The organism is Rhizobium sp. CBN3 (assembly GCF_030518245.1).
GTDB classification, from domain to species: Bacteria; Pseudomonadota; Alphaproteobacteria; order Rhizobiales; family Rhizobiaceae; genus Rhizobium; species Rhizobium aethiopicum_A.
On sequence record NZ_JAULSE010000002.1, the window covers coordinates 24,940 to 42,694 of the forward strand.

At 60.7% G+C, this 17,755-nt stretch carries 16 protein-coding genes; 8 read left to right on the forward strand and 8 right to left on the reverse strand.

The window, feature by feature from the left end; translation table 11 throughout:
- Positions 1 to 157 precede the first annotated feature (157 nt).
- A complete protein-coding gene (locus QWJ46_RS02925) occupies positions 158 to 1,168 on the reverse strand; it encodes a hypothetical protein (RefSeq protein WP_302748923.1) in 1,011 nt (336 codons plus the stop codon).
- A gap of 511 nt (positions 1,169 to 1,679) precedes the next feature.
- On the opposite strand from QWJ46_RS02925, the gene QWJ46_RS02930 reads away from it, so the two are divergent.
- A complete protein-coding gene (locus QWJ46_RS02930) occupies positions 1,680 to 2,975 on the forward strand; it encodes a hypothetical protein (protein ID WP_302748924.1) in 1,296 nt (431 codons plus the stop codon).
- A gap of 49 nt (positions 2,976 to 3,024) precedes the next feature.
- On the opposite strand, the gene QWJ46_RS02935 is transcribed toward QWJ46_RS02930, so the two are convergent.
- From QWJ46_RS02935 to QWJ46_RS02945, 3 genes are read right to left on the reverse strand one after another with little or no spacing between them, the layout of a single operon-like run.
- Positions 3,025 to 4,125, reverse strand: coding sequence for a D-TA family PLP-dependent enzyme (locus tag QWJ46_RS02935; RefSeq protein WP_302748925.1), 1,101 nt, complete (start codon positions 4,123 to 4,125; stop codon positions 3,025 to 3,027).
- Positions 4,126 to 5,601 (reverse strand): M81 family metallopeptidase, encoded by a 1,476-nt coding sequence (locus QWJ46_RS02940; protein WP_302748926.1) that lies wholly within the window; start codon positions 5,599 to 5,601, stop codon positions 4,126 to 4,128. It lies immediately after the preceding gene.
- A gap of 30 nt (positions 5,602 to 5,631) precedes the next feature.
- The gene (locus QWJ46_RS02945; protein WP_302748927.1) at positions 5,632 to 6,114 is read right to left on the reverse strand and encodes a hypothetical protein; all 483 of its coding nucleotides are present in this window, start codon (positions 6,112 to 6,114) and stop codon (positions 5,632 to 5,634) included.
- A 110-nt stretch (positions 6,115 to 6,224) separates the two neighbouring features.
- Here QWJ46_RS02945 and QWJ46_RS02950 point away from each other — a divergent pair, with 110 nt between their 5' ends.
- The 5 genes from QWJ46_RS02950 (at position 6,225) to QWJ46_RS02970 (ending at position 10,901) form a co-directional block, all read left to right on the forward strand.
- Positions 6,225 to 6,611, forward strand: a complete 387-nt coding sequence (locus QWJ46_RS02950) for a RidA family protein (RefSeq protein WP_302748928.1) — start codon at positions 6,225 to 6,227, stop codon at positions 6,609 to 6,611.
- Positions 6,612 to 6,633: 22 nt separating this feature from the next.
- On the forward strand, positions 6,634 to 7,497 hold the full coding sequence (locus QWJ46_RS02955) for a MurR/RpiR family transcriptional regulator (RefSeq protein WP_302748929.1): 864 nt from the start codon (positions 6,634 to 6,636) through the stop codon (positions 7,495 to 7,497).
- 25 nt (positions 7,498 to 7,522) lie between these two features.
- On the forward strand, positions 7,523 to 8,299 hold the full coding sequence (locus tag QWJ46_RS02960; protein WP_302748930.1) for an SDR family oxidoreductase: 777 nt from the start codon (positions 7,523 to 7,525) through the stop codon (positions 8,297 to 8,299).
- A 99-nt stretch (positions 8,300 to 8,398) separates the two neighbouring features.
- Positions 8,399 to 9,619 (forward strand): MFS transporter, encoded by a 1,221-nt coding sequence (locus tag QWJ46_RS02965; protein ID WP_302748931.1) that lies wholly within the window; start codon positions 8,399 to 8,401, stop codon positions 9,617 to 9,619.
- 79 nt (positions 9,620 to 9,698) lie between these two features.
- A complete protein-coding gene (locus QWJ46_RS02970) occupies positions 9,699 to 10,901 on the forward strand; it encodes an ROK family transcriptional regulator (RefSeq protein WP_302748932.1) in 1,203 nt (400 codons plus the stop codon).
- 6 nt (positions 10,902 to 10,907) lie between these two features.
- On the opposite strand, the gene QWJ46_RS02975 is transcribed toward QWJ46_RS02970, so the two are convergent.
- Positions 10,908 to 11,822: a DMT family transporter gene (locus tag QWJ46_RS02975; RefSeq protein ID WP_184458596.1), complete on the reverse strand. Its 915-nt coding sequence runs from the start codon at positions 11,820 to 11,822 to the stop codon at positions 10,908 to 10,910.
- 278 nt (positions 11,823 to 12,100) lie between these two features.
- On the opposite strand from QWJ46_RS02975, the gene QWJ46_RS02980 reads away from it, so the two are divergent.
- Positions 12,101 to 12,841: a helix-turn-helix domain-containing protein gene (locus tag QWJ46_RS02980; protein ID WP_302749490.1), complete on the forward strand. Its 741-nt coding sequence runs from the start codon at positions 12,101 to 12,103 to the stop codon at positions 12,839 to 12,841.
- A gap of 12 nt (positions 12,842 to 12,853) precedes the next feature.
- On the opposite strand, the gene QWJ46_RS02985 is transcribed toward QWJ46_RS02980, so the two are convergent.
- Both QWJ46_RS02985 and QWJ46_RS02990 read right to left on the reverse strand, forming a co-directional pair.
- Positions 12,854 to 13,855: an NADP-dependent oxidoreductase gene (locus QWJ46_RS02985; protein ID WP_302748933.1), complete on the reverse strand. Its 1,002-nt coding sequence runs from the start codon at positions 13,853 to 13,855 to the stop codon at positions 12,854 to 12,856.
- 48 nt (positions 13,856 to 13,903) lie between these two features.
- Positions 13,904 to 14,719 (reverse strand): oxidoreductase, encoded by an 816-nt coding sequence (locus tag QWJ46_RS02990; protein WP_302748934.1) that lies wholly within the window; start codon positions 14,717 to 14,719, stop codon positions 13,904 to 13,906.
- An 87-nt stretch (positions 14,720 to 14,806) separates the two neighbouring features.
- Here QWJ46_RS02990 and QWJ46_RS02995 point away from each other — a divergent pair, with 87 nt between their 5' ends.
- Positions 14,807 to 15,283, forward strand: a complete 477-nt coding sequence (locus QWJ46_RS02995) for a helix-turn-helix domain-containing protein (protein WP_302748935.1) — start codon at positions 14,807 to 14,809, stop codon at positions 15,281 to 15,283.
- Positions 15,284 to 15,365: 82 nt separating this feature from the next.
- Here the strand turns inward: QWJ46_RS02995 and QWJ46_RS03000 are convergent, their stop codons facing one another.
- Positions 15,366 to 17,387 carry a beta-N-acetylhexosaminidase gene (locus tag QWJ46_RS03000; RefSeq protein ID WP_302748936.1) on the reverse strand — a complete coding sequence of 674 codons (2,022 nt, stop codon included), beginning with the start codon at positions 17,385 to 17,387 and terminating at the stop codon, positions 15,366 to 15,368.
- Between the last annotated feature and the right edge of the window lie 368 nt (positions 17,388 to 17,755).

Here is a 17,755-nt window from a genome sequence, read left to right on the forward strand (position 1 = left end):
CTCGGTGACGGCGTCGTCCGATACCGCACTCGTGGTCCCAGTTACAGGCTGGTGGAGGCTTCCACATCCCAAACAGGGTGCATTTTCTCAACAGAAAGCAAATGTTGCGCCTACGAATTGCAGCGACATTGCAATGGAAATCACGAAAAATTAGGCGTCAGGTGGCACCCATCTTGTACAACCCCTGTAGCTTTCCCTCAGCTCCGGCTGTGGAAATTGCTGCAATCCCGAAAAATATTTCGGCCTGGGCGGAGCCGCGTATTTGGATGCCGAAGCTCTTGGAGTTGGCTAGCAAGCGAGCCTCGCTCAACGAAAGGTTAGCCATAAACATTGTATAGATACCAGATGGCGCGCGAATACATCTGTCGGTGATGTCGATCCTAGTGTCTTCTTCGTCCACGACGATCTCGACTAGAGGGAAGTTCATTAGCTCGTTGTCTCTCCCCATGGTTTCCACCAAAGCTGCAAAAGAGAAGCCATCTGTTTTCGAGTATATCAGCATAACCTTGCCGTGGCCCCACAGAGAGTCTCGCTCGCCTCGAACCCACATTGCTTCTTCATGAATTTCCACGCCCCAGGTAGGTTCCGTCACGCCTCCAGTGATGACTTTCAGGCCTTTTAGCTGTTCTTCGCTGACGAGTTGTACTTGATCTCCGCGCGTGCCCGCAGAAAGCTCTAAGAACGGGGCGGGGACGCCCATTTCTGCGATGTAGGTCGCTATTGCCGCTGAAAGCCGTTGGGAACGCGCGATGCTTTCTGGCGTCGGGTTCTTAAATGAAAATTGATGTACGCCAAACTCTGATCCATCTGGGAAATAACGGAGCCTCCCACCGAGAAACATCAGGGTCGCTGCGCTTATGCATTTTCCTGAGGTAAACTTCCGGGGAATGATTAAATCGTCAAGCTGCTGCGGATCTAGGATATATGTGCCAATGGACGTGGAGAACCATGCTTGACGGATCAATCGTCCGATAGCCATCGCAGCTTCAACATGACCACCTCCGGAGTTAATGTAGACCAAAGTTCTGGGCGGGGGTGTAGCGCGATCGAGAAACCGCTGGAATTTTTCGTCATCGCCTTCCTCAATTCGCCCGAATGCACTGATATGGAAAAAGCCTCCAAAGAAACTTTCCATCTGAGTTTGCGGGTCAGAATATTCGAAGTTCATCGCCCGTTGCGCCCTGTTAGCCAATGGTTTTTGATCGCATATTACTCAAGAGTAGGAGTCTCGGTGTCAACCGCGAAGGCTTCACCTCCGACCGAACTTTTGCAACATCTAATCTCTGATGTCTGCTATCGTGACAGGTGGCCAACGGCTTGGCGCATACGGACCCTAAATCTTGACGACCGCTGTTGTCACAATGCGATCATCCGCGGCGCACGTCGCGATCATTTACTTTGTTCTGACTGATCTTAAAATTCGCGAGCGATCCACCGGTAACTGCGGCCTTTGGCGATCAGGGACATTCCGCTCTCAATCCGAACTTGCTCCTACTAGACGAGACCGCGGGCGGCCACCTTTTCGAAGCGCATCACGACGTCGCAACGGTGGAAGACAATTGTGTCGAACAGGTTACCCCTGACAACATCCTGTGCACAACGCCCGATTTAGCGCCGCCGCTAATTACCAGTAACCAAACAACAAGTATATTTTTGCTCATTTGCTGGGAGAATTGCGGATGACTAACCTATATGTTGCCAAAGTACCGGACAAGACCCTTCTCGACATGCTTGCCGAGCTAAAGGCGAAGTATGGTTCGTCTCATATGGGCGTTGATCTCGGTGGTGTACCGCTAGGGGTGAACGAACACGAGCTAATCCGGAATAAGAAGGGGCGGTCCCTACTTATTCAGTCGTTTTCATTCAGTTCGGGCGACAACGCCTTCAACGTGAATATGGATCGCGGCAATGTTCTGCCGAGCCTTAACCCTGCTTATTATGACCTCATAAAGTTCGACCCCACGAATGGCCGTATTAGTGCCGAGAAGTTGCTTGAGGTTGAGGAGGTCCTTCGCCGTTACCTTATCTTTCCTAAGGCTGGCGACGCTAAAGGATTAGCTGAAAATACTCTTGGTATCATCGACCGCGAAACCGCCTCGCTTGCTCAACTCCACCAGACTATGCTGGAGAACGCCGAAGGTCTTCGTATCAGCTACGAGGAAGACGCCGCCGAACGTCGGAAGAAATTCGAGGAGCAGCAGCTTCTAGCCGACGAAGAGATCCGGAAGCGAGAAGCTGAGGCACTTGAGCGCATTAATGTTGAGAAAGCTGCCTTAGACGAGAAGATTAAGGAGTTCGACCAATCCGACCATATGTTTGCGCGCCGAAAACTGCGTGAGGACATTACCAACCAGGTACAGGAGTTTACCAAGCGCCCCCTCTCGTCGCGGCAGTCAGTCTCCAAATTCTGGCTTATCGCAGGTCTTTGCCTCGTCGCCAGCGCGGGCGCGGGCGTGCTCGCCTTCGAAAGCTTTCAGTCTTTCGTTTCGCTGGCCCAAGCAACACAGATCATACCAGACCCAACTGCTAGCGCCGACACTATCCTTAAAACGCAACGTCTCCCGCAAGATACCTATTTGTTGTGGATGATGGCGCTTCGCGGCGCGGTACTCTCGGCGGTTTGCGTCGGTTTCGCTGCGTATCTAATCTCGATGCTTCGCAAGTCCTACGATTCCGAGGTGCGAACCCTGCACGAATTCCAGCGATATGGCATGGATATTAACCGTGCGAGTTGGGTCATCGAGACCGCAATGGAAATGACCACCAAGGAAGGAGCTGCCCTTCCCGAGCGATGGGTCGAGGGAGCATGCGCGGGCCTGTTTCAGGCTGACAACAAAAAGGATGCTGAGGTCAGTTCGCTAGCGGCCCTGGGCGCGGTTATGGGTTTGGGGCCAGAAGTTACAGTTGGGCCTACCGGTGCCAGCTTCAAAATCCCTCCCAAGGGCGCCAAAAAGGCAGCAAACGACGCCGAGTAGATCGGCCTATTGGCGAATGAATCGAGGACAATTTGCGCTCGACCAAAACCTACCAGACTAGCCCACGGGCCGCGACTTCCTCGACTCGCGTCACCACGCCACCCCGATGAAAAACCATCGTATCGAACAGGTTGGAAACCACGCAGGTGTGGTTGGGGATGATGAACAGCTTTTCGCCGATCTGCGGCCGGGGGCCGGTGCAGTTCGTGAGATCGATCACGCCGTGTTCTTCCGACAGGCTTGTGATGCGTGCCTCGGGATAACCGACGATCAGGCCGTAATCGCTGAAGCCCTGAAGGTCCGAGGTCAGCGCCTTCGAGCCGGCGTCGATGACGGCGCGGTCGGCGTTCGGGCGGGAGACGACGGTCGCCAGCACATGCATGGCGCAGTCGTCCTCGGTGCAGTGGCCCATGCGCACCATCTGGCGATCGTTGTAGATATAGGTGCCGGCGCGGTGTTCCGTCGCTGACGTGACGAGATGCGCTTCGAACAGGCTTGGCGTGCCGCCATTGCTGACGATGGCGCAGCTTATGCCTTCCGATTGCAAACGGCTCACTGTTTCGGCGATGAAGGATTCCACGGCGGCGGCCGATTGCGGTTTCGGGTAGGTGACGATGCCGCCGAAGGTGAGGCCGTCGGCGGCGGCGATGCGCTTGGCGAGCGAGGCCGCCTCCTCGGGCGTCTGCACGCCGCAGCGGCCGGCGCCGGTGTCGCATTCCACCAGCACCGTCAGCGGCTTATGGCCGGAAAAATGTGCGGCGAGCCCGTCGATCGTCACTTCGCTGTCGGCGACGACTTTCAAAGCCGGAATTTTGTCGTTCAGCCTGGCCAGGCGCTCGAGCTTCTGCTGCCCGAGAATATTGAAGGTGATGAGGATATCGCCGAAACCGGCATCGGCAAAGACTTCGGCTTCCGTCACCTTCTGGCAGTTGATGCCTTTGGCGCCGGCGGCGAGCTGGGCGACGGCGAGCGCCGGGATCTTGTGCGTCTTGATATGCGGGCGGAAGTTCAACCCGTGCTCATCCATATAGGATTGAACGCGGGCGATGTTTGCAGCCAGCCGGTCCTCGTCGATGACAGGGCGCGGTGTCGAGAGATCGGCGATCCTGTCACCGGCCTTGGCGACGACGGCGAACCTGTTGTCATGCATCTAGGCGGCTCCGCGTTCTGTCCCGTGTGGATCGGCCACGATCGGCCAGATGGTCTTCGGCGCCCGCCGGTAGGGCGTCGTCGCTGGATTATTGGGATAAGGCGTTCCGGCGGAGCAGTAAAGGATTTCCGCGGCGATCTTCGAGAAGGACGCGAAGAAGTGGTTGGTGGATTTGATCACCAGGATCTTCTGCTTCGTCGGGTCGATGCCCATCACCGAAAACAGGCTTGGATCGAAGCTCTGGGCGCGCGTCGAATTGAGAATGATGTCGATGCCGTTGAGAACGATATGGGCGGCATCGCCGAATGGCGCCAGACTCTCGCCGAACTGCATTTCGGCATTCCTCACCAGCTTGACGACCCTGACGGTGCCGTCGATGGGATTGCCGGTGCCGGGCGCTGACTTGGCGCCGAAGCGTAGCGGAATTTCTGCCCCCTCGCCGGCCGCAAAGCAAATCTGGACGGCCATCGGATCCCAGATGGTGCCGATCGCCGCACTGGTGACGCCACGGGCCATGAGCTCGGCGAGAATAACAGTCGCATCTCCTGCCGTGCCGCCGCCCGGATTGTCCCAGACGTCGGCGATGACGACGGGCCATGCGGTCGCGGCCATTGCGCGCGCGACGGCTTCCTTCTCGTCGATCTGCGGCACCATGAAGGTGCCGCGTTTGGAAAACAGTTCGAGTCCGAGTTCGCGCGCCAGCGCCGCGCCTTTTTCCGGCTTGTTATCGGTCACCACAAGCAGCTTCGTTCCCATTTCGGGGACGTCGCCGACCATGAAGCCGTGGATCACCGAAATCGACAGGATCTCGGGATCATCCTTCTCGATCTGCATGATCTTGTTGACGAAGGAGCGCATCGGCTCGCGCGAGGTCGGAAAGACATCGATCATACGGCAATCAAACACCGACATGACTGGCTTGAGCCGGTCTTCGAGCGTGTCGACCGCGATGCGCCAGAGATCCTCGGCGCGGTCGACGAAATCGGTGTGCGGAAATTCCTTGAAATAGACGGCGAAATCGAGGGCCGCGAGGCGCTTAGCGGTGAGATGGCTGTGGGGATCGAGTTCGGCGCAGATCAAGACATCCGGTCCGACGATCTCGCGCATGCGCTGGAGAAGATCGCCTTCGGTATCCTCATATCCCGCGGCCACCATGGCGCCATGAAGGCCCATGACAACGGCGTCGACGGGCATCGCCGCTCTGAGTTGGGCGAGGATTTCATCCCGCAATTCTTCATAGGTTGCCCGGTTGACGAGCCCTGCGGGGTCGGCCCACGTCGCCGTTCCCTCGATCAGGTCCCAGCCCTTCTCTTTGGCGACGCGCCTTCCGACGGTGATCGGCGCGGTGCAGAGCGTTGGCGTCTCGGGATGCTGGCCGGGCGGGGCATAGAGCGAGGCTTCGAATGCGCGGCGATCCACGCAGATTGGGGAGAAGGTGTTGGTCTCGGTCGCCAGTGCTGCCGTGAATATGCGCAAGAAAGTGGCCTTCGTGTTGTCGGCTCCGCCTTACCCCATCGGGTTCGGCAGGTAGCCGGTGAAACCTGAGATCTTCCAGCGTCCTTGGTGAAACCGGCAATAATAGAGCGTCTGCCATTGCAGGACGTCGCGGGTGCCGTCGGACTTGGTAATGCCGCCGTCGAATTTCTTGCGAACGAGCGCCGTCTCGCCTTCGATCTCGATATCTTCGAGCGTCGTCGTGGTGAAGATCGCTGTGCGCGCATCTTCGGCAAAGCTCTGCTCGGCGAAATCCTTCGCCTGCCTCAGCCACTCCTGGCGGTAGGCTTTGAGGGTCGGGAAAGCGAGCCGCCATTTGTCGGGGTTGGTCTCTTTCCGGCCATCGATGCCAATGAAGCCTTCTTCCACGAAGTCATGCTCCACCATCGACCAATCGGCGGCCAGAAAGGCATCGATATCGCGGGAAACGAGCATCTCCCAGATGGCGCGGCGGGCGCTATCCGATGGGAAAGGATTCTGGAATGGATCGCGCATGGCTGCCCCGGATTGAAATTCTTTTCATAAAAGGTGTTTTTCGCTGGTCAAATTCTGCTTTCTATGGTCATTTGTCAACTTATCAAGAAAATAATTTGCAAGGACTTTGAATGCCTATCAAGCGCTATGGCACTGTTCAAACCGGCGCCGGCGGCAAGGCGCTGCCTTTCGCGCGCGCCGTCGAAGCTGACGGATGGCTCTATGTTTCCGGGCAGGTTGCGATGGAAGACGGCGAGATCATCGACGGCAACATCATCGCCCAGACCCATAAGACGATTGCCAATGTTCTAGAGATCCTGGAAGAAGCCGGTTACGGCGTCGAGCATGTCGTACGCGTCGGCGTCTGGCTCGACGATCCCCGCGACTTTTGGACCTTCAACAAGATCTACCAGGAGTATTTCGGCGCGCATCCGCCGGCGCGTGCTTGTGTGCAATCGTCGATGATGGTCGATTGCAAGGTTGAGATCGACTGCGTGGCCTATAAGAAGAAGGATTGACGGTGCCATCGGGGGGACGGGTTTGGATATTTTTTCGACATTGCAGGAAGACAAAGGCCGGCTCTCCCCCTCCGAAAGCCGCATCGCGGAGATCATCGTCAACGATTTCGAATTCGCCGTGAATGCCTCGATCATCGAGCTCGCCGAACGGGCCGAGGTCTCGCCGCCGACCGTCACGCGCTTTTGCCGGCGGCTCGGCTGCGAAAGCTTTTCCGATTTCAAGGTGCAGCTCGCCCGCACCGCCCATATCGGCGTGCGTTATCTGAAGCCGGAATCGAAGAGCACCGATCCGGCCGATGTCGCCCAGGATATCATCACCAAGGCGCAGAACGCGCTCTTCCTCCTGCATCGGTCGCTCGATCTTGCCGCCATCCAGGCTGCAGTTTCCCATATCGCCAAGGCCGATATGATCTATGCCTTCGGTTCCGGCGGCAATTCGTCGATGATCGCCGACGAACTGCAGAACCGCCTCTTCCGTCTCGGCCTTCGCATCACCGCCAGTTCCGACCACAGCATGCAGCTGATGATGGCAGCCGCCGCCAAACCGGGCGACGTGCTGATCGGCTCGTCCTTCTCCGGGCGCAATATGGAGCTGGTGCGGGCCTTCGAGCTTGCCCGCGACACCAAGGTGAAGACGATCGCTTTGACGCAGACGGACAGCCCGGTCGCCAAGGCCGCCGAAATCGTCGTGGCGATCGATCTTCCCGAGGGCAACAATATCTACCGCCCGACCTCGACGCGCATCGCCTACCTCGCGATGGTCGACATCCTGTCGAGCCTGATCGCCTACGCCATTCAGCCGAAGGCGACGGTGACGCTGCGGCGCATCAAGCAGCAGCTCGTCATTCACCGCGACGGCGACGACCGGCAATTGCTTGGAGACTGAAGCATATGAACGGGAGCGACAATCAATGACCCAATCGATCGCCGTCGTGACCGGCGCTGCAGGCGATATCGGCGCGGCGATTGCCGCCCGGCTCGCCGAGGACCATGATGTCGTTCTGCTGGCCGATATCGATGCGGCTGCCGCCGCCGCCGTGGCTTCGAAGCTCGGCCCGGGGGAGCGTTTCGTTGCCGTCGGCTGCGATGTGACCAGCGAGCCGAGCATTGCCGAATTGGCAGAACGCGCTGCCGGCAGCGGCGTGGTCCGAACCCTCGTCAACAATGCCGGGGCCGCCCGCGCCACCAGCCTGCACGACACGACGCCCGAGATCTGGCGGGCGGACAATGCGCTCAATCTCGAGGCGGCCTTCTTATGTTTCCGCGCCTTCGAACCGATGCTGAAGACGTCCAGGGGTTCGGTCGTCAACATCGCCTCGGTCAACGGCCTGCGTGTCTTCGGCCACCCGGCCTATAGCGCTGCCAAGGCCGGCCTCTTGCATTTCACCCGGCTGGTCGCCGTCGAATACGGCAAGTTCGGCATCCGCTCCAATGCGGTTGCGCCCGGCACGGTGAAGACGCAGGCCTGGGAAGCGCGCGCGAGCGCCAATCCCAACGTGTTCGAGGAGGCGCGCCGCTGGTATCCGCTGCAGCGCGTCGTCGATCCCAAGGACGTCGCCAATGCCGTGGCCTTCCTTGCCGGCCCGCTCGCCGCGGCCATCACAGGCGTCTGCCTGCCGGTCGATTGCGGCCTCACGGCCGGCCAGGCCGAGCTGGCGAGAACCTTTTCCCAATCCGAACATTACTGACAGTTAGGGCTTCGTTCTTAGAGACGCGATGCATGACATGACCTCCGGGACTGCCCGCCGCGGCTGCGCCTGCCGATTTCCCTGACGATTGATGATTCCATGAGCCGCCTTTTCCCCGACGTCTTCCGCAATCCGGCGATCCGCGCCAGCATGATCGCCATTTTCACCTTCGGAATGGCGGGGGCGATGACCGCGCCCTATCGCTCGATCGTCGGCATCCGCGAATTGGGTTTGAGCGACGGGCTCTATTCCTTCCTGGCCTTTGCTTCGGCGGCGGTGAACGTGGTCATCAGCGTTCTGCTCGGCAACCTCGCCGACCGGCTCGGCGAGTATCGTTCGGCGATGATCGGCGCCTGCATCTTCGGAGTCGTCGGCTACGGCATGGTCTATGCCATTCCGAGCGCGTCCATCTTCATCGCCAGCGCGCTGCTGCCGCTTCCGATCTACGGGGCGCTGAATTCGTTGCTGTTTGCCAATGCGCGCGCGGCGATGCAGGGCATGAGCCGGGACGACATGGTAACGGCCAACTCGGGCGTGCGCGCCATGATCTCGCTCTCCTGGGTGCTGATCCCCGGCATTACGGGCCTTCTGCTTTCGGGCGCATCGAGCATGCTGCCGGCCTATCTCTTTGCCGCCACCTCCTGCCTCTTATGCCAGAGCATCATCCTCTTCGCCCTGCCGAAGCGAGCGGCAGGGCAGATCGCCGCCATTGATCGTCTTTCCTATCTCGGCGCCCTGCGGCAGGTGATTTCACCGCGGATTTCGGCGCATATCATCGGGGTGGCGCTGATCACCAGCACGCTGCATCTCAACGACGCCCTGCTGCCGTTGATCGCCACCGGCGCGGCCCATGGCGCGCTCAGTGATGTCGGCATTCTGGTCGGGATCGTCGCCTTGCTCGAGATCGTCTTCATCATCGTCTGGTCGCGGATCGCGCGCGACGTCGGTCAGATGACCGCGCTTGCCGCCGGCACCATCGTCTATACCGTCTTCCTCGGCCTTCTCGGTCTTGCCTCTGAGCCGTGGCATCTCTACGCGCTCACCTTGCTCGCCGGCATCGGCGCGGCGGCGATCATCAGCATTCCGATCACCTATCTGCAGGATCTCATCGCCGATCGGCCGGGGCTCGGCAGCGCGCTGATCTCCGTCAACGTCTTTGCGAGTGCCGGGATCGGGGCGCTGGTCTTTGCGGCCGGCACGGCAATGTCCGGCTATTCCGGCACCGCCGTCCTCAGCGCCGTCACGGGATTGTCGGGGATCACGATCCTCGGCCTGCTGCAGAGACGAAATGCCGTTGCGCCTGTCGACGCCGAGACTTGATAAAACCAGGTGAAGAATCTGGCTTTCATCGCCATCCGTCTTGTGACAAGGGTTATGCTTCACTTCCCTTGAAGGCGACATGAAGGCGATCTCCGGCACGAACCTCGAACAGGCCAAGTCTCACAACCGGCGCGTGGTGATCGAGGCTATCCGCACGCATGGTTCCCTGTCGCGGGCGGCGATCGCGCGGATGACGGCGCTGACGCCGCAGACCGTCTCTAATATCGTCGAGGAGCTGGAGAGCTCGCACCTTCTCGTTGCGGCCGAGGCCCAGAAGCTGGCGCGGGGCCAGCCGATCATTCCTTACAGCATCAATCCGCACGGCGCCTATTCGATCGGCCTGGAGCTTGGTCGCCGACGCGCCAGCGGCGTGCTGACGGACCTCGCGGGCGCCGTCTGCGCCCGCATCGAGCACCAGGTCGAACACGCCGATCCGCAAAGGGCCATGCCGGCGCTGCAAACAATCGTCGAGGATCTTCAAGAGGCTTTCGTCTTCGATCGAAACAGGCTGCTCGGCGTCGGCATCGCCCTGCCCGGCCGCTACGCCGATGGCGGCACCACGTCTCTCAGCCCGCACAGCCTGCCCGGCTGGCAGGATTTTCCGGTCGGGCATGCACTGGAACAACGGGTCGGAGTGCCGGTCCTGGTCGAGAACGACGCGACGGCGGCCGCGATCGGCGAGCGTCTTCACGGTGTCGCCCGCGGTCTGGCCAGCTTCGTTTATCTGTTTCTGGCCGGCGGCGGCGGTATCGGCGCCGGAATGTTTCTCGATGGCCATCTCTACAAGGGCAGCCGCAACAATGCCGGCGAGATCGGGCATATCATCGTCGAGCCGCACGGCAGGCTCTGCAGCTGCGGCAAGCGCGGCTGCCTGGATCGATACATCTCGCCCTCGGTCGCCTACGAATTCATGGGCATCGCCAATGCCAGCGAGCTTTCGCCCGACGATCTCGACGCGCTGATCGCCGAGGGGCGCGAAGGCCTGGATGCGTGGCTCGATCAGGCCGTCCAACCGCTGCGGCAGACCGTCGACTTTCTCGAGCTTGCCTTCGATCCTCAGGCCATCGTGCTTGGCGGCAGCATCCCGACGTCACTGATGCGCCGGCTGGCCGAACGGCTGGAACCGCTGCACGATCCGCTCGATCCCGGCCTAAAGCGGACGTTGCCCCGCATCATGATCGGTATGACCGGCAAGGATACAGCGATCCTCGGCGCAGCCGCCCTGCCGATCTTTTCGGAAACCAATCCGCGCTTCGACGTCCTGCAAAAGCCGGTCGGCTGACACATCTCAGCCGCCTGCCGGCAGCCTCGCATCTTCTTGCCGCGCCCGACGGGGCAGAGGTCGTGCGAATATCACCACGTTGCCGAGAAGTGTCAGCGCCAAGCCTATCAGGCCGAGACTGGTCCAGTGGTAGCCCTCGAAGATCGTCGACAAGGACAGGGCGACGATCGGGAACAGGACGGTGGCATAGGCAGCGCGCGAGGAGCCGATGCGGGAGACCAGCATGAGATAGGTGGTGAAGCCGATCACCGATCCGACTGCCGCGAGATAAAGCAGGGCGGTGAGATAGGTGATGTCGGGCGGCGCCACCACCGGCGTTTGCGTCACGGCGATCAGCAAGAGGAGGATGATCGCGCCATAGGTCATGCCCCAGCCATTGGCTGTCAGCGGTGAGATTCCGGCCGCGCTGTTTCGGCGTGATGCCATGTTGCCGAGCGAGAAGAACAGCGTGCCGAGCGCTGCGAGCCCGATCCCCTTCAAAGTGCCCATATCGAAATCGACGACAACCTCCTCTCCGAAAAGCAGGAGGAGGCCGGTGGCTCCGAGCGCTGCTGCGAGGAGCGTGCGGCCGGTGATGCGGTCGCCGAAGAACAGGCGGGCATTGACGGCATTGTAGATCGTTGCCAGCGAGAAGATGACCGAGATCAGCCCTGAGGGAATGAAGCCGGCTGCAGTGTAGAAACAGATGAAATTGAGGCTGAACAGGCAGAGCGCCTGCGCCAGAATGAAAGGTTGGTCACGCAAGGCAGGGAGATTCAGCCGCCGCATGAGAGCCAGGATGGCGACAAGGATCACGGCTGCGAGCGCAAATCTGTAAAAGACCGAGACCAGGACCGGCACGGGACCGACCTGCATCGCAATGGCGATCCAGGTCGTGCCCCATATGAGGACAGTCGCGATGAAGAGAGCGGCATTTGCCATGGATAGTGATCCTCGTTTTCTCGAGCGATAGACCAACCGTGAGCCGGTCTCTTGCAGATTCTTGCTATGAAATGGATCTGCCCGGACTTCCCACTCGCCACGTGGGCCGTCCACCGGTATTGTTGGCAAGGCTTCGCACGTGTGGGGAAGAATTGGTGAAAGATAGCCGTCTCTCGGTTTTCAGGTTTTTGTCCGCATCTCCCTCTGCGCGGATGTCGCAGTCGATCGATTTGGGTTTCGGGCGATCAGCAGCTCTCTGGAGCAATGGCAGCGACAGGATGAGCTATGAGCGGCCGGACGGACATACGTTCAGCCTTTATCTCAACGGTGGCGCCGGAACGCGCCGCCTGGATGGCAGCCCCGCCGCGCAAGGCCGGCCCGGCGCCTTGTGCGTCATGCCACAGGGGCACTCCTCCGAATGGGAAATCACGGATCCCTTCGACTTCGTCCATCTCTATGTTCCCGACGATCAGATGCGCCGGATGTTTGCGGAGACGTTCGATCGCGATTCCAGGCTTATGGCTGTTGCCGAAGTGACCTTCGCCGATGCACCCGTCGTGGCGCATACGCTTCGGCAGCTGACCGAAGCGATGTTGGCGGGTGATCATCTGCTGGCCGAAGAAGCGATGACGCAGACGGTCAAAGATTTTTGGGTCGATCCGCGTTATGGAGGGATGCGCCCCTGCACGATCAGCGGCGGCCTCGCTCCTCATATCAGGCGCCGCAGCCTGGAGTATATCGAGGCTCATCTCGGTGAGACGATCCACTTGCAGGATCTGGCGGCGATCGGACAGCTCAGCGCCTTTCATTTTCAGCGGATGTTCCGGGCAAGCTACGGCGTGTCCCCGCATGGCTGGGTGGCCCACCGGCGTGTCGAGCGCGCCAAATCGATGTTGCGCGGCACGGACCCGATCGCACAGATCGCTTCGGCCTGCGGCTTCAGCAGCCAGAGCCACATGACACGCGCATTCAAACTCGGCACAGGCGTCACACCCTCTGCCTACCGGCAGCGACAGTGATGCGCCTTCACCTCACTTCACAGCGATGACGACCTTGCCTTTCGCGCGTCCCGTTTCGACATAGGCCAGCGCCTCGTTGGTCTTCTCGAATGGGAAAGTCCGGTCGATGACGGGGCGGATGGCGCCCGTCTCAATCAGCGCGGTGATCTTGCCGAGCTGCGCGCCGTTTGCCGTCATGAAGAGGAAGGAATAGTCGATCCCCCGGCGTTTCGATTTCCGCCGGATGCCGAAGCTCAAGAAGCGCATGACCTGCTGCAGCAACCAGCCGAAGCCGTTTTCCCTGGCGAAATCGGGATCGGGAGGACCCGATATCGAGATCAGCCTGCCGCCGGGCTTGAGGACGGCGAGCGATTTCTCCAGCGCCTCCTTGCCGAGGCTGTTCAGCACAACGTCATAGCCCTTCAGCAGCTTTTCGAAGTCGTCCTTCTTGTAATCGACCACCACGTCGGCGCCGAGGCTTTTCACCAGATCGACGTTTGCCGTGCTCACCGTCGTCGCCACATGGGCGCCGAGATGTTTGGCAAGCTGGATCGCGATGGTGCCGACGCCGCCGGAGCCCGCATGGATCAGCACCCTCTGCCCCTTCTGCAGCTTGGCGCGCTCGACCAGCGCCTGCCATGCGGTCAGTGCCACAAGCGGAATGGATGCGGCCTCTTCCATCCTGAGATTGGCGGGCTTCAGCGCAATATCGGCAGCGTCGATGGCGATATACTCGGCGAAGGTGCCGATGCGATCCTTGCCGGGCCGTGCATAGACCTCGTCGCCGGGTTTGAATTGCCGGACATTGGCGCCCACCCGCGCCACGACGCCGGCGACATCATTGCCGAGCACCAACGGAAGCCGGTAAGGCAGGATCAGCTTGAACTCTCCGTCCCGGATCTTGGCATCCAGCGGGTTGACGCTGGCGGCATGGATCTCGACCATGACGTCATTCTCGCGCAGCTGCGGTTCAGGGCTCTGACCGAGCCTGAGGGCGCCGCCTTTGTTGTAACGATCGATCAGGAATGCTTTCATGGGACGAACTTTCGTTTCTGGGAGGAGCCGGCGGCGCGGCAACGAGGTTCAATCGGAAAGCCGATTGAATTTCCGGAGGCTCTTGTCGACGAAGGACTCGGGCAGGAAACGGCGGACGAAGCGGACCTGTCCGGCTGCTTTCCCGGACGTGTAGCGTCTTTTGGGCGAGGCCGCGTTGGCAGCCCGGATAACAGTTGCGGCGACCACCTCGGGCGCATCACCTTTCGAAACGATCTCGCGCATCAGCTTCTCCGCGTCGGCGCGCACCGCATCATAGACGGCAAGCGGCCGGTCGGGGCGCGTCATGTTCTCCTCGAAGGAGGTGCGGGTGACACCGGGTTCGACGAGCACAACGCGGATACCCTGAGTGCGCACTTCATGGTCGAGCGATTCCGAATAACCTTCGATCGCGTGTTTGGTCGCTGCGTAGAGCGCATTGAAGGGCGCCGGGATCAGCCCAAGTATCGAGCTGAGGTTGACAATCCGGCCGCTGCGCTGCCGCCGCATCACCGGTAGCACCGCATTGGTCATGCGCAGCGTGCCGAAGACATTGACGTCGAACACGGCTTTCGCCTGCCCTATCGTCGATTCCTCGGCGCCGCCCAGCAGACCGATCCCGGCATTGTTGACCAGCAGATCGATCCGCCCTGCCCGGCTGAGAACCTCGTCGACGGTGCTCTGCACGGATTGATCGTCGATGACGTCGCATATCAGCATGCTGATCCCATCGGCGGTGTCGGCGATCGGCTTTCGGCTGGTGCCGAACACACGGTAACCGTCGCGCCGCAGCGCTTTCGCCGTCGCCAGCCCGATGCCGGAGGAAGCCCCGGTGACCAGGGCAATGCCGCGTTCTCTCTTACTCATCGACGTCGCCTTCGTTTTATCGTGGCATATCCATTGCAAGCTGTTACTATCAAAATGATAGCAAGTCACTACTAAAAAGATATCGACATGAAAAATCTTTCGGAACAGCCATGCCTGATCGCCCGCAGCCTGGCACTTGTCGGCGATGCGTGGAGCATGCTGATCATGCGCGACGCCCATGCCGGGCTGACCCGTTTCGATGATTTTCGAAAAAGCCTCGGCATCGCTCCGACCATGCTGACGGGTCGGCTGTCATCGCTGACCGAGGAAGGGCTGCTGCAAAAACGCCGGTATTCCAAGCGTCCTCCGCGCGACGAATATGTGCTGACGGAAGCCGGCCGCGACTTTCTGCCGGTGCTGTTTGCGATCGGCGCCTGGGGCCGCAAGCACCGCGGCGGCGGCGCGGTCACCCGCTTCTTCGATGCCGAGACCGGAACCGAGATCGATCCGGTCACCATCGACCGCGCGACTGGCGCTCCTGTTGGAACCCGTCCTATTCGCATCGTTGCAGCCGGATGTGAGCCGCCCGCGACGGATGAACCGGCCTCTGACAGCTCACCTTGACGCAACGCCGATACCCTTGCCGTCACCGTCTCCTGCGACGGCAAGGGATCGCCCTCAGATCATCTTCCTGCCAATCCGGGCGCTACGACTCCTGCAACCCGTAGAGCAGCGGCATCAGCCCCGCGAGCGCCTTGAAACGGTCCCATGACTTGGACGAGGGCTTCGTCCAGCCGGTCTCGGCAAGTGCGGAAAGGCGTGGGAAGACGAGACGGTCGAAGACGGCGCGATCCGTCATCGGTTCGGACCAGATGCAGGCCTGGATGCCGAGCAGCTGCTGTTTCTGGCTCGCTGTCCAGCCGCCGACCGGATCGAAATTGTAGAGCTTTTCCGCGTCCGAATTTCCTGCCCAGCTGGCGCCGGGCTCATCCCAGTCCGTCCTCAGCGCCATGTCGAGATAATAGACCTGGCCGGGGCAGACCACCATCTGATAGCCGCGTTCGGCGAGCTCGGCCGAAATCTCGACATTGCGCCAGCTGCAGAGATAGCTTTTCGACTTGTCGATGACGTCGCCGTGCGCGGCTTCCTCCCAGCCGCCGGTGACGCAGCCTTTGCTCGCCAGGAAGCGCTGGACGCGCTCCAGGAATTCCGCCTGCAGGATGGCGGCGCCTGAGCCGTGAATGTCGTCGGCGCCATGGGTGTTGGTGACAACGTTCAGCCGCTTGGCATGCGCATCGGCAACCTCGTCGCCGGCGATGGCGCTGAGGCGCGCCAGCGCTTCCGGAGAACCGGACCATGCGCCGAGCGGAACCTCGTCGGCGCCGAGGTGGATCGTCTTGAATGGAAAGAGCTCGATGAGTTCGGAAAGAATGGTCTCGACGATCTGGTAGGTCTGCTCGCGTACCGGATTGATGCAGTTGTCGGGAAAACCCTGAACCGAGTGATAGCTGCCTTTCTCGGCCGGATCGCGCAGCTCGGGTATGGCCTGCTGCATGGCATAACAATGTCCGGGCATATCGATCTCCGGCACGATTTCGATGCCGAAGCTCTTTGCGAGGGCGACGATCTCGCGGATGACAGGCTTGGTGTAGTAGCCGCCCGTTCGGGCCGGGCTTGAACCCAGAAGCGGCGGCACGGCGAGACCGTGGCCGCGCCAGGCGCCGATCTCTGTCAGGGCCGGGTAGGCATCGATTTCCACGCGCCAGGCCTCGTCGTCGGAAAGGTGCCAGTGGAAACGGTTGAGCTTGTTCCAGGCAAGCACTGCCAACAGCTTCTTGACTTCGGCCCCGCCGTAAAACTGGCGGGCGACATCGAGATGCAGGCCGCGCCAGCCCATCGACGGCTCGTCGACGATCTCGCCGGATGCGGGAAACTGGAAGACGCCGGGATGCAGCCTGGCGCCGCGCCAGATCTGGCCGAGCGTAACGAGGCCGTAGAGAAAGCCGGTGCGGCTGCTTGCCTCGATCGTGATCGACTCCTCTTCGAAGCTCAGCCGGTAAGCCTCCGGCCCGAAGCCGGCTGTGTCCTTCAGGCCGATACGAACCGCGCCTTCCGCCTCGGTTCGCACGATGCCTTCGACCGCGAAGAGATGCTCCACCAGCGCCGCGAAGCTTTTCGCTGCCGCCTCCCCTTCAGGGCTCTGCGCCTGCGGCGCAAAACCCGCCGGCAGCGGGCGGCGCGAGGCGACGGCGACGCGGTTCGGCCAGGGGATGATCGACACCGCGACGGGCGCGTTGACGGGAACGGGATAGATCTCGGCACCGCGCTTCAGCGGCGCATTGCTAACCGAAGAGCGTGTCGGCTCGACGCCGAGCACGATGGTGCTGCCGTCAGACAGTGCGAGATAGGCGCTCGTCGCGCCGTCCGTCCAGTGGCGGAACTGCCAGCTGAGCGCATAGACGGAGATCGTCCAGGTTTCGCCTGCGCCGAGAACGAAGTTGGCCGGCGGCTGGAATTCGGTGAAGTTCGAAAGCCGTTGCGACACTGTTGCGCCTTCGACCCGCCCGGCAGGATCGACGCGGCCCGGGCCGCTGACGCAGAGGGAAAAATTCGAAAGCGGTTCGTTGCCGAGGTTCCTGAGGCGCAGGACATAGGAGAATTCCTTGCCCTCGGCAGGCGGGTTCCAAAGGGTTTCAAGCCGCAGGGCGTTCGGTCGCGGTGTCGACATTGATTACTCTTCCTTGGGAAAAACGAGGTTTTTGGGCGTTCCGGCACGGCCACCGGGATCGGAGCGGCAGTTGAAGTCAATCAAATTGATTTAATAGTGATAGCCAGTTTGCCGCCGAGCCGTCAATCGGCCATCCGGAATTTTGCTGCCCGGCACCAGGACAAATTCTCCCGATGACATCGGCGGGGTGTCGCAATTTGGGAAAAAATCTCGGCTCGCCAATTCGCGTTAACGATTAAGGTACCTTTAAGTACCATAATCGCTTCAACGGTGGCGAATTGACCACCCCGAAGAGGGGTCGATAAGCATGAGGCTGCTCGCCACGGCCCGGATGTGCCCGGGATGCAATCCATCCAACTTCCGAATCA